The following is a 10909-nucleotide window of genomic DNA, read 5'->3' on the forward strand; positions in this document are numbered from 1 at the left end:
AATTCTGCGGTTCCAGACTTGGGGTCCCAGGCGTCGAGCGTCAATTGGTTGACGTCTGCCTCGTCCGGATGGTGGAACGTCATGAAGGTGAGACCAGGTCGAAGTGAATCCGCATAGATGACTGGCACCTCGATGGCCCCTCGACGAGAGCTGATCTTGACCGTTTCGCCCTCACGAATGTCCCAGTTGGTTCCGTCTTCCTCGCAGATCTCCAGGACGGCGCCCTTGCGAATGGGGGAGCGGTAACCACCGGACTGGACCCCGGTGTTGTACGAATCCAGGGCTCGTCCGGTGGTCAAACGGATCGGAAATTCCTCGGACAACGGATCGACCGGCGGCACCCATTTCACCGGGATGAAGGGGGCCGGCCCGCGAGGAGGAAGAACTTCGTCCCATAGCCAGGCGTGGAGAAAGAGCGTGCCGGGGTGATCGAGCGACGGGCAGGGCCATTGCAGGCCACCTTCGCTTTCCAGACGTTCGTAGGACATCCCGGCGTGCACGGGGGAAAGCAAGCGCAGTTCGTCCCAGACTTCCTTGGCGGTGGGATAGCCCCAACCATGACCCATTTTCTCAGCCAGTGCGCTGAGGATCTCGAGATCGTCACGGGCTTGGCCGGGCGGATTGATTGCCTTGCGGATGCGCTGGACCCGTCGCTCAGATGACGTCGAGGTTCCGTCGCTCTCTGCCCACCCGGCTGCGGCCGGAAAGACCACGTCGGCCAGTTCGGCAGTGGCGGTGAGGAAGATGTCCTGGACCACGATGAACTCAAGATCGCCAAGCAGTTTTCGGACGTGAGCCGTGTCGGCTTCGGATTGGGCGGGGTTCTCCCCGATCACATAGAGAGCCGTCAGTTCGCCGGCTTCCATTGCTTCGAACATGAGGGAGATGTGTTTGCCCGGTGAGGAAGGAACTTCCACGCCCCACATCGCGTCGAACTTGCCGCGAGCCTCGCCGTCTTCGATGTCCTGGAACCCGGGAAGCTTGTTGGGCAAAGCCCCCATATCACCGCCACCCTGGACATTGTTCTGTCCCCGGATCGGCACCAGGCCGGAGCCGTACCGTCCGACGTGGCCGGTCAGCAGAGCCAGGCTGATGAGGGCGATCACGTTGTCGGTTCCGTTCTGGTGTTCGGTGATCCCAAGCGTCCAGCAGATTTGGGCGGTTTCGGCGGCGGCGTAGTCATGGGCGAGTTGTTTGATGATCTCGGCCGGGACGCCCGTGACTTCTTCGCCTCGTTCCAGCGTCCATTCCTCGACGCCGGCCTTATAGGCGTCGAAGTCCATGGTCGAGTGGGCCACGAACGCTTCGTTGACAAGCCCGGCGGCGATGATCTCCCGGCCGATCGTATTGGCGAGTGCGATGTCTGACCCGACGTCGATGCCCAACCATACGTCGGCGAATTTGGCCGACGATGTGAGACGCGGATCGACCGCGTACATCTTGGCGCCGTTACGGACGCCTTTGAGGAGGTGATGAAAAAAGATGGGATGGGCGTTACGCGCGTTCGAACCCCACAGGACGATGAGATCTGTGGTTTCGATTTCTTCGTACGACGAAGTTCCTCCGCCAGCTCCGAGAACAGCCGCCAGACCGGCGACCGAAGGAGCATGTCAGGTTCGGTTACACGAGTCGACGTTGTTCGAACCCATGACGACCCTGGCGAACTTCTGGGCCATGAAGTTCATTTCGTTGGTCGCTTTTGAACACGAGAACATCCCGTAGGACGTCCCCGTGTGTTCTGCCAACCCGACCGCGGCCGCATCGAGGGCTTCGTCCCAGGTAGCTGGCTCCAAAATGCCGTTGCGCCGGACCAGGGGAGTGGTCAAACGTGTCTTCTTCATCTCACCTCCTCTCCGTCGTGCGAACGATAGCCATGTCGGTCCCGTCCTGTGAGTCGTTACCGCGGCTTGAACCCGTGATCTCAGCTCCCATACGGTTCGGACAGTCGTTGTTGGCGAGAAGAGCCTTGACGATTACATACTCAGTATGTAATCTGTTGCATACCGAGTATGTATGGAGGTTGAAGTGGGGATCAAGGAAGGTCTGCTTTGTCTTCTCGTCAAGAACGAAGGACATGGGTACCAGCTCAAGCAAGACCTGGAGTCCGCCACCGGTGACACCTGGCAGGTGAATATCGGCCAGGTCTACACGACATTGCAGCGCTTGGAGCGTGACGGACTCGCAACGAGCCACTCCCCGGACGCAGACGGTCGGGTCACCTACTCGGTCACCGATGATGGTCGAGTGGTCGCCAAGGAATGGATGGCTCAACCAGTCGATCTTGCAGCCGCGGGTCGCGACGAGATCTCGCTGAAGCTTCTCATGGCGTTGGTCTCTGGTGTCGAGCATCCGCGCCGGGTGATCGAGGTTCAACGTGGCTCGATCATGGGTTTGCTTCAGGACTACACGGCACTCAAGTCCGACAACCTGAACGACGATTTCGCCTGGTTGCTCTATCTGGATCGTCTCATCTTCAGCGCCGAGGCGGAACTCCGCTGGCTCGAGCGGGTGGAGTCGAGGCTCGATGATCTACCGGCGTTTTCGCCAAGGGTCGGGGAAACAGAATCGGCAGAATCGATGGAGGTGACCCAGTGACAGAGCCAATCCTTTCGATGCGCCGCCTTGGCAAGACCCATGGGGTAGGTGCCCAGCGAGTCGATGCGCTGGTCAGTATTGACCTCGACCTCCTACCGGGGGAACTCGTGGCGATCACCGGTCGCTCTGGATCCGGAAAAACAACCCTGCTCAACATGGCGGGCGCCCTCGACGAACCAACCACTGGGGAGGTTATTGTCGATGGTCAGAATCTCGCCACACTGTCAAAGAAAGAACTGGCCCGGGTCCGGCGGGTCTCGGTTGGCTACGTGTTCCAACAGTTCAACCTGCTTCCGTCATTGACGGCTGCCGAGAACATTTCCCTGCCGCTTGAGCTTGACGGGATGAAGCCGGCCCTCGCTCGGGAATTGGCGGAAAAGTCGCTGGACGAAGTAGAGCTGGGCGGCATGGCGGACCGCTATCCGGACCAGCTATCGGGCGGTGAACAACAGCGAGTGGCGATTGCCCGCGGTCTGGTCGGCCCTCGCTCCGTGCTTCTCGCCGACGAACCGACCGGCGCCCTTGATGAAGCGACCAGCGAGTCGATCTTGAAGCTAATCCGGAGCCGGTGTGATGCCGGAGCGGCTGCCTTGTTGGTCACCCACGAACCGGCCTACGCCGCCTGGGCTGATCGGGTGGTTCGTCTCCGTGATGGGCGGGTGGAAGGGATCTCGGTTCGGTCGAAGACCCCGTCGACGACTGCTGACCTCGCATGACCGGGAGACGGGCTGCCCTCAAGGTGGCGACCAGAAATGCCAGACGCAACCGAAGACGCACCATCTTCCTGATCCTTCTGGTCGCCGTCCCGGTCGGCTTCGGGGTCGTGGTTGCCGGGATCGTCAGGGCCGGCTCTCTGACTCCGGAGGAAAGCGCGCAATCGTACTTCGGGTCGGCCGACGCCAGAGTGTACGAACAAACGCCGGTTCCCGGAGTGCGCGACTGGGTCCTCAGGACACTTGGTGAGCAGTCAACTGAGGTCGCCATCACCGAGATTAGGGGCGCCAGTCTGCGACTCCCCGGAGTCGGCTTTACCTGGCTCTCGGATCTCGATCTTGCTGAGCCCGTCACAAAGGGCCTTCTGGTCCTCCTGGCGGGCGATACCCCGCATAGCGATGGCGAGGTCGCGATATCCCCGACGCTGGCCGGGGCGTTAGGGGTGGAGGTCGGCGACAGAGTCGAGTTCGGAGACCTGCCTTTTGGAGAGCTGGAAGTCGTGGGTCTGGTGAGCCGGCCGTTCTCATCTGAAAGCTCGGACATCCTGATTCGTCCCGGTGGCTTGCTGGCCGTCGGCGACAGCGCCGAAGTTCGGGTCGAGTCGAGTCTTCTTTTGAGCGGCCCTGGGGCGGAAGATGCTGCCGGTCAACTACAAGCTCTCTGGTACGACGAGGGCCAGCGGTTGTTTTGGCCCGAACCTGCCGTGGACCCAAAGCCGGCAGAGATCGAGTTCCTCGACGACCAGACGTACCTTATGTTGACTGAATCGGAGATCCTTGAACTGGTTGATCTCGTCGATGAGACCGGGGCGGCTGGTGGTGACTCGGTAACGGCGGTCTACCAACTGGTGGCTGAAATGACCTACGGAACCGGGCGACTGAGCGGCGTGCCGGACCTTTTTGTCGATACCCGCAGCCAGTGGCTCGCCACGGGCAGCTTGATCGACGACCCAGGAGTCGTCTCGACGGGTGCTTCAGCCGTGGTTCTAGTGGAAGTGGCCTTCATCACCGGTGCGGCGTTTGCCGCTGGGACCCGACGGCGTCTCCGTGAGATTGGCCTGATGGGAGCGAATGGAGCGTCGGAAAAACAGGTTCGGACCGCGGTACTCGGAGAGGCCCTCACGATCGGATCGCTCGGGGCCACGCTCGGAGTGCTGCTCGGTATCGGCGTCTTGGTATTGGGGCGACCCTTGCTCCAACGGTTTGTATCCAGGGTCATGGTCGGAGTGGGGGTTAGCGTCACCGACGTTGTTGGCCCCGTAGTAGTCGCTCTGGTTTCCGTTCTCCTGGCTGTGTGGATTCCGGCCCGGACGGCTTCCAAGGTGCCGATCACCACCGCACTCCAAGGGCGGATGCCGGTACTTGCCCCTCGCAAGTGGATCGTCCCGGTTGGGGCAGGCTGCTCGGCACTCGGCGTGCTCTTGATTTCCGTCTCCCTTGCCTCGGAGAGTTGGTTGGCCAACGGGCTGGTAGGTGTCGGGGCCGCCTTTCTGGTAGGTGGCGTGGCGTTGACGGCCAGTCCCATCCTGGCCCTGGTGAGCAAGATGGCCGACCGGGTTCCCGCAGCCAGCCGGTTGGTCCTCCGCGACTCAGGACGCAATCGAACCCGGTCAGCCGTGGCTGTCGCCGCCGTGATGGTGATTCTTCTCGCTCCGATAATTGCGATGGTCGTTGCTACGACCACGGCGAAAAAGGACCTCGTCTATGGGTTGCCATCCCCGAGCAACCATCTGGTGCTGGCGGGTTCGTCTACCAGCGACGCCTTCAACCGTTACCCGATCACGGGCACCGACGTGGCGGCGGTGGTGGCCATCGTTGCTGAGCGGGCGGTCGCCGTCTTTGATACGTTGGATCTACGAGTGGCCACCAATGAGATGATCTTGATCCAGGCGAAAGCATCAGAGCAGGGCGAATCGGTCTTCGTTGTCAACTTCGTAGATGGCAACGCTGTGGCGGTCGGAACCGAAGACTTGCTTTTGGCGCTGGATGATCCTGGCATCACAACCTCGATTGGGGCCGGCGAAATCGTCGTGCTGGGGATCGAAGACAAACCTACCAAGGTCAGCCTCAATAGCCGCGAATACCCGGCGCATGAATACCCGGTAGCCATAACTCAATGGACCATGCCCCGGGTGCTGATCCCCCAGTCGATGGTGTCGCGGTTTTCCGACGCGGCGAGTAGGCCCATGGCTCTCCTGGTTCTCGAACGGCCGCCGACCAACGATGAGTACGACCAGATGTCAGCCCTCGGTCTTGTGGTCAGCGGCGGAAGTAATGGCATCAGTGAGGGGGCCATCTATCTGATCGCCGGAGCGGCCTCGTTGCTGGTCGTTCTGATCGTGGTGGCACTGGTTACGGCGGTCTCGGCGGCCGAGGTCGACGAAGAGCTTCGTACGATCGTGGCAGTAGGTGCCCCCGGAGCGTTCCGCAGGCGTTTTCTTGGGCTTCTGACCGGTTATCAGACGCTGGTGGCAATGCTCCTGGCGGTTCCACTCGGTCTCGGGTTGGTCTGGGTGTTTAGTTCGGCGCAGAACTTTGTTTACGCAGGACCCTTCGGCCTCGTGCAGGCATCGGCGGTGACGGTGCCCTGGCCGCCAATAGCTCTGTTCGCGACGGTGCTCCCCATCATCATTGGCGTCCTGACCCTGATCTCGGTCCGGTCGGCACCGGTCACCCCACCTCGTCGGGCTACCTGAGCCCCGGGACCCTCAGACGAGGCCGGCAGAGGGTTGGCGCGAAACACAGAATTCGTTTCCGTCGGGATCGGCCAGGACCGTCAGAGCGTATGACGGTTTGTCGACTGCTGATACCACTGAACCGCCGAGGGCAGTGACCCGCTCGATGAGTTCAGTCGGGTCGTCGCTCGTCAGGTCGAAGTGGGCCCGGTTCTTGACGGTCTTCGGGTCGGGAACCACCTGGAGCACCAGATGGATATCGTCGACGTCGAAGAACACGAATTCATCGAACTCGAAAGCGACTTCCACTTCGAACACCCCTGACCAGAACGCCGCCGCTCGCCCTCCGTCCAAAACGTCGAGGATGATGCCGCTGATACGGGGCGCCGCCATGGGTTAGAACAGGCCGACGATGTTGCCGTTTTCGTCGATGTCGACATTCATGAAGGCCGGCGTCGCACCGAGGCCCGGCATGGTCCGCATCTCGCCAAGCAGTGGGTAGATGAACCCGGCGCCCACCGAGGCGCGGACCTCGCGGACGGGAACAGTGAAGCCCTTCGGAGACCCCTTGAGGTTGGGATCGTGGCTGATCGAAAGGTGCGTTTTGGCCATGCAGATCGGCAAATACCCGTAGCCGGCCTGTTCGAATTCGGAGATCTGTTTTTCGGCAAGCGGCGAGTACTCGACTCCGCCAGCTCCGTAGATCTCCTTGGCGATGGTTTCGATCTTTTCTTTGATCGACCGGTCGAGCGGGTAGAGGAATTTGAAGTCCGATGGGGAGTCGGCCGCGGCAACGACCGCCTTGGCCAACTCGACGGCCCCGTCGCCACCATCGGGGTGATGAGAGCTGGTCACGGCGGCGAAGGCACCGTTCTCCATGGCGGTTTCCTTGATGAGCTGAATCTCATGTTCTGTGTCGGTCGGGAACACGTTGACCGCCACTACCACCGGGACACCGAACTTCTTCACGTTCTCGATGTGGGTGATGAGGTTGGCGAGGCCGGCTCGCAAGAGCGGCAGGTTCTCCTCGGTGTACGCCTTGTCCAGCGGTCGACCCGCCACGACCTTCGGACCTCCGCCGTGTGTTTTGAGTGCTCGGACGGTGGCCACCAAAACGGCGGCGTCAGGCTTAAGGCCGGACACCCGACACTTGATGTCGAAGAACTTCTCAGCACCCATGTCGGCTCCGAAACCCGACTCGGTCACGACATAATCACCAAGGTGGAGGGCGACCCGGTCAGCCAGGATCGAGCTGTTGCCATGGGCGATGTTGGCGAACGGCCCGGCGTGGACAAAAGCCGCCTGGCCCTCAAGCGTCTGCATGATGGTGGGGTGCAACGTTTCCTTCATGAGGACCGTGACTGCCCCGGCCACCCCCAGATCTTCGAGTGTGATCGGATTCCCCGCTTTGCTGCGGCCCACGACTACCCGCCCACAGCGCTCCCGGAGGTTGCGAAGCGCTTCGGCGTAATTGGAACCATCGACGAGCGCCAGAATCGCCATCAGCTCGGAAGCGACGGTGATGTCGTAGCCGGTCTCGCGGGGCCGACCTTCGAGTTCTCCGCCCAACCCGACGATGATGTTGCGTAGCGCCCGGTCGTTCATGTCGACGACTCGCCGCCAGGAGATCTGGTTCGGGTCTATGCCCAGTCGTTTGAGACCGAGGTTGTTGAGCTGGTCGTCGGTCATCCGTCCTTCGTGGAACCAGCGGGCGTCGATAGCGGCTGCCACCAGATTGTGAGCCGCGGTAATGGCGTGGATGTCTCCCGTGAGATGGAGGTTGAACTCTTCCATCGGGATGACCTGGGAGTAGCCGCCGCCGGCCGCCCCGCCTTTGATCCCGAAGGTTGGTCCCATTGACGGTTGGCGGATGGCGGCGATGGCAGTCTTGCCGATCTTGCCGAGGCCCTGGGTGAGTCCGATCGTGGTGGTGGTTTTGCCTTCACCGAGCGGGGTGGGCGTGATGGCGGTCACGTCGATGTACTTGCCTCGTGGTTGTCCGCCAATTCGTTTGAGGATGTCGAGATGAATCTTTGCTTTGGTCGCTCCCTGGGGAATCAACTCATCGGGATGGATGCCGATCGATTCGGCGATGGCAATGATCGGATGCGGAGTCGCGGCTTGGGCGATATCCAGGTCTGATGGAAAAGGCATGGTTCCTGTCCTTGGAAGGCGGCGCGGGCGTGAAGATGATCCACGATAGACGATGTGGTCACTCGCGTTTGTTGGCAACCGTACTTCTGTATGGTCGGCCGGGAAACGGCGGGGAACGTGTACTGTTCTAGCGATCCTCGGACCTTGAGGAAGCGCCCTCTGAAGCATCGGTTTTCACCGTGACCACCCACACCACATCAGGACCGAAGCCCTCCCTGGCGAGTGCGACCTGGCCGCTGTTTCTTGGTGTGCTTTTCATGATGGTTGGCAACGGCCTCCAGATCTCGTTGATCGGCGTTCGGTCGACGTTGGAGGCCTTCCCTACCACGGTCACTGGCATCATCATCGCGGCCTACTACGTCGGTTTCCTCGTTGGTTCCTTTCAGGTGCCGCGAGTTCTCAAGTCAGTGGGACACATTCGGGTGTTCGCAGCTATGGCGTCGCTGGCCTCGGCGGCCGTCCTCATCAACGGGTTGTTTGTGAATCCCCCTGTGTGGATCGTCATGCGAGGAGTCACCGGACTCGCCATGGCCGGGCTCTACATCACGTCGGAAAGCTGGCTCAATGCCAGGGCGACTAACGCGACGAGGGGGCGTCTGCTGGCCACCTATATGATCATGTCCATGGGGGGTATGTCCATCGGCCAGGCTCTGCTCGGCTTCGGCGATCCTCTTAAAGTAGATCTGTTCGTCATGGCTTCGATCGCAGTTTCGTTGGCACTCGTGCCGTTGACCCTTACCAATGTGGAAGCCCCGGACCTGGGTATCTCGCGGTCGATCAATTTCGCCACGCTCTGGAAGCTGGCCCCGCTCGGAATAGTCACCGGCTTCCTCACCGGAGTTGCGAATGGGGCCTTCGCAGGCATGATCACCGTGTATGCCACCCTGGAAGGGTTTGCGATTGCCAAGATCGGTCTGTTCGCGGCTGCCGGCGTTGTCGGCGGGATCGTCTTCCAGCTCCCGATCGGCCATCTGTCCGATGCCGTCCCGCGTCGAAGGGTTATTTTTGGCTGTGCGCTGGCCGGTGTCATCCTCATGTCGGTGGCGGCGACTCTCGCACCCGGAAGCGGGCTCATGTATCTGTGCGTGTTTCTGTTCGGGGGGATCCTGTATCCGATGTATTCCCTCTCGATTTCGCACATCAATGATGTGCTTGATCGCGAGCAGATGCTCGGCGCGGCGGCCGCGTTCATGTTCATCTTCGGACTCGGTGCCATTATCGGGCCAATCGTCACGGCGGTCGTTATGGATCGGTTCGGCCCGAGCGGGTTCTTCTTGACGAACGCTCTCTACTACCTGCCGGTGGCCGTATATGCGTTATGGCGGATCTTTACGAAGGCCGTTCCCAACCGCACAGCTCCAGTGTCCGGGTATGGACGAGTCATCGTTGGTAGCTGGACGCCGTTCTTCCGAAAGCGCCCGACCGGAAACGACAGCTAACCGGCCAGGTGGGCCAGGTCCCTGGACACTTGAGCCGCTTTGGCTTTGACGAGTTCGGCGATTTCGACCGCTCTTTCCGGGGATGGAAAGCGGTAGGCCGGCCCATGGACGTGGATGGCAGCCACGGCCCTTTGGTCTCGGTCGTAGACCGGCGCGGCCACAGAGTTGATTCCCTCGGCGAATTCCTCGTACACCCAGCAATAGCCATCAGCGCGAATCTGAGTCAACCGCTGACGAATTGCATAAGGGTCGATCACCGTATTGTGGGTATATCTCGTCAGCCGCCGGGCTAGGAATCGGTCGAGCCGCTCCGACGGCCAGCTCGCCAGCAGGACTAATCCTGACGGAACACAATGCATGGGGACGAGTTCGCCCGTCCAATCGCGAATCTGCACCGGGTTGTCCGAGTCGGCCTGGTTGATGTAGTGGACCAGGTATCCGTCAGGGACCGATAGGCCGGCATCCTCGTCGACCTCGCGCGAGAGCGAGACGAGATGTGGTCGGACCCGGGCAATCAGGTCCGGTCCGGTCGATGTGCTGCCGGTGAGTTCCGAAATCTTCGTCCCGACGGTAAGCAGTCCTTCGTTGGACCTTTCGACGGCGCCTAGCGACTCAAGGGTGCTTATGAGTCGGGCGACGGTGCTTTTTGGCAGTCCAGATCGGGCCGCCAGCTCGGATACGCCTAGCGGATCCGAGGCGAGAACCTCCAGCAGCAGAAACGCTCGTTCGATCGATTGTACGTTGGACATTGGCTTCCAGCTCCGGGTGCTTGCGTCACCATACAGGACCGTCCCGCATCGTGGGACTTGATGAAGGGTATGGCGGACAGCAGTGACTGTCGACATCTCGCGGTGACCGGCGAGGAGCTACTCTTGCGCCCGATGAGCAGTATTGGGGAGCGTTTCTCGAAACTGTGGGGAGCTGCAGCAATATCGAATTTCGGCGACGGTCTGATGGCCGCCGCGATTCCGCTATTGATGGTCAGGCTGACGAGCGACCCCCTCCTGGTGAGCGGCTCGGTGGTCGCGGGCACCCTGCCGTGGTTTCTGTTCTCCCTCTTCTCCGGCGCAATGGTCGACCGTCTTGATCGCAAGTTGGTCATGGTGATCGTCAACATGGTCCGGGCGGTGGCCGTTGGCGGCCTCGCCTGGACGGTGGCCACCCAAACCGTTTCTCCTTTGATCATCTACGGCGTTGCCTTTGCATTGGGTTCGGGCGAGACATTCTTTGACACGGCCACCGAGGCACTGGTCCCAAATCTGGTTGACAAAGAGCATTTCGAATTGGCCAACGGTCGTATGCAGTCGACTGAGCTTCTTGGGGATACCTTGAT

At 61.0% G+C, this 10909-nt stretch carries 9 protein-coding genes; 5 read left to right on the plus strand and 4 right to left on the minus strand.

Annotated features, from left to right (window positions below; translation table 11 throughout):
* The coding region (locus tag JJE47_16740) for a molybdopterin-dependent oxidoreductase (GenBank protein MBK5269070.1) at positions 1-1841 on the minus strand (1841 nt) is incomplete at its 3' end.
* A 172-nt stretch (positions 1842-2013) separates the two neighbouring features.
* Between JJE47_16740 and JJE47_16745 the strand changes: the two genes are divergently transcribed.
* Genes JJE47_16745 through JJE47_16755 form a run of 3 tightly spaced genes read left to right on the plus strand, consistent with a single transcriptional unit; the run spans position 2014 to position 6004 of the window.
* Positions 2014-2595, plus strand: coding sequence for a PadR family transcriptional regulator (locus JJE47_16745; GenBank protein MBK5269071.1), 582 nt, complete (start codon positions 2014-2016; stop codon positions 2593-2595).
* Positions 2596-2612: 17 nt separating this feature from the next.
* Positions 2613-3311, plus strand: coding sequence for an ABC transporter ATP-binding protein (locus JJE47_16750; GenBank protein MBK5269072.1), 699 nt, complete (start codon positions 2613-2615; stop codon positions 3309-3311).
* On the plus strand, positions 3308-6004 hold the full coding sequence (locus tag JJE47_16755) for an ABC transporter permease (protein MBK5269073.1): 2697 nt from the start codon (positions 3308-3310) through the stop codon (positions 6002-6004). Before JJE47_16750 ends, JJE47_16755 begins: the two co-directional genes overlap by 4 nt.
* 12 nt (positions 6005-6016) lie before the next feature.
* On the opposite strand, the gene JJE47_16760 is transcribed toward JJE47_16755, so the two are convergent.
* A complete protein-coding gene (locus JJE47_16760) occupies positions 6017-6376 on the minus strand; it encodes a VOC family protein (GenBank protein MBK5269074.1) in 360 nt (119 codons plus the stop codon).
* Positions 6377-6379: 3 nt separating this feature from the next.
* Positions 6380-8137 (minus strand): formate--tetrahydrofolate ligase, encoded by a 1758-nt coding sequence (locus JJE47_16765; GenBank protein ID MBK5269075.1) that lies wholly within the window; start codon positions 8135-8137, stop codon positions 6380-6382.
* Positions 8138-8316: 179 nt separating this feature from the next.
* Here JJE47_16765 and JJE47_16770 point away from each other — a divergent pair, with 179 nt between their 5' ends.
* Positions 8317-9576 carry an MFS transporter gene (locus JJE47_16770; GenBank protein ID MBK5269076.1) on the plus strand — a complete coding sequence of 420 codons (1260 nt, stop codon included), beginning with the start codon at positions 8317-8319 and terminating at the stop codon, positions 9574-9576.
* Here the strand turns inward: JJE47_16770 and JJE47_16775 are convergent.
* Positions 9573-10325 carry an IclR family transcriptional regulator gene (locus JJE47_16775; protein MBK5269077.1) on the minus strand — a complete coding sequence of 251 codons (753 nt, stop codon included), beginning with the start codon at positions 10323-10325 and terminating at the stop codon, positions 9573-9575. The two genes, JJE47_16770 and JJE47_16775, sit on opposite strands and share 4 nt — an antisense overlap.
* A 132-nt stretch (positions 10326-10457) precedes the next feature.
* On the opposite strand from JJE47_16775, the gene JJE47_16780 reads away from it, so the two are divergent.
* A partial coding sequence (locus tag JJE47_16780) for an MFS transporter (protein MBK5269078.1) occupies positions 10458-10909 on the plus strand: 452 nt, incomplete at its 3' end.

This window comes from Acidimicrobiia bacterium (assembly GCA_016650365.1).
In the GTDB taxonomy this organism is placed as follows: domain Bacteria; phylum Actinomycetota; class Acidimicrobiia; order Spongiisociales; family JAENVV01; genus JAENVV01.

What these genes read in the sequence shown, in the direction of transcription:
- JJE47_16765 (MBK5269075.1), bottom strand. Translation starts at nt 8,137, where the DNA reads ATGCCTTTTCCATCAGACCTGGATATCGCCCAAGCCGCGACTCCGCAT.
- JJE47_16755 (MBK5269073.1), top strand. Translation starts at nt 3,308, where the DNA reads ATGACCGGGAGACGGGCTGCCCTCAAGGTGGCGACCAGAAATGCCAGA.
- JJE47_16750 (MBK5269072.1), top strand. Translation starts at nt 2,613, where the DNA reads ATGCGCCGCCTTGGCAAGACCCATGGGGTAGGTGCCCAGCGAGTCGAT.
- JJE47_16775 (MBK5269077.1), bottom strand. Translation starts at nt 10,325, where the DNA reads ATGTCCAACGTACAATCGATCGAACGAGCGTTTCTGCTGCTGGAGGTT.
- JJE47_16760 (MBK5269074.1), bottom strand. Translation starts at nt 6,376, where the DNA reads ATGGCGGCGCCCCGTATCAGCGGCATCATCCTCGACGTTTTGGACGGA.
- JJE47_16745 (MBK5269071.1), top strand. Translation starts at nt 2,014, where the DNA reads ATGGAGGTTGAAGTGGGGATCAAGGAAGGTCTGCTTTGTCTTCTCGTC.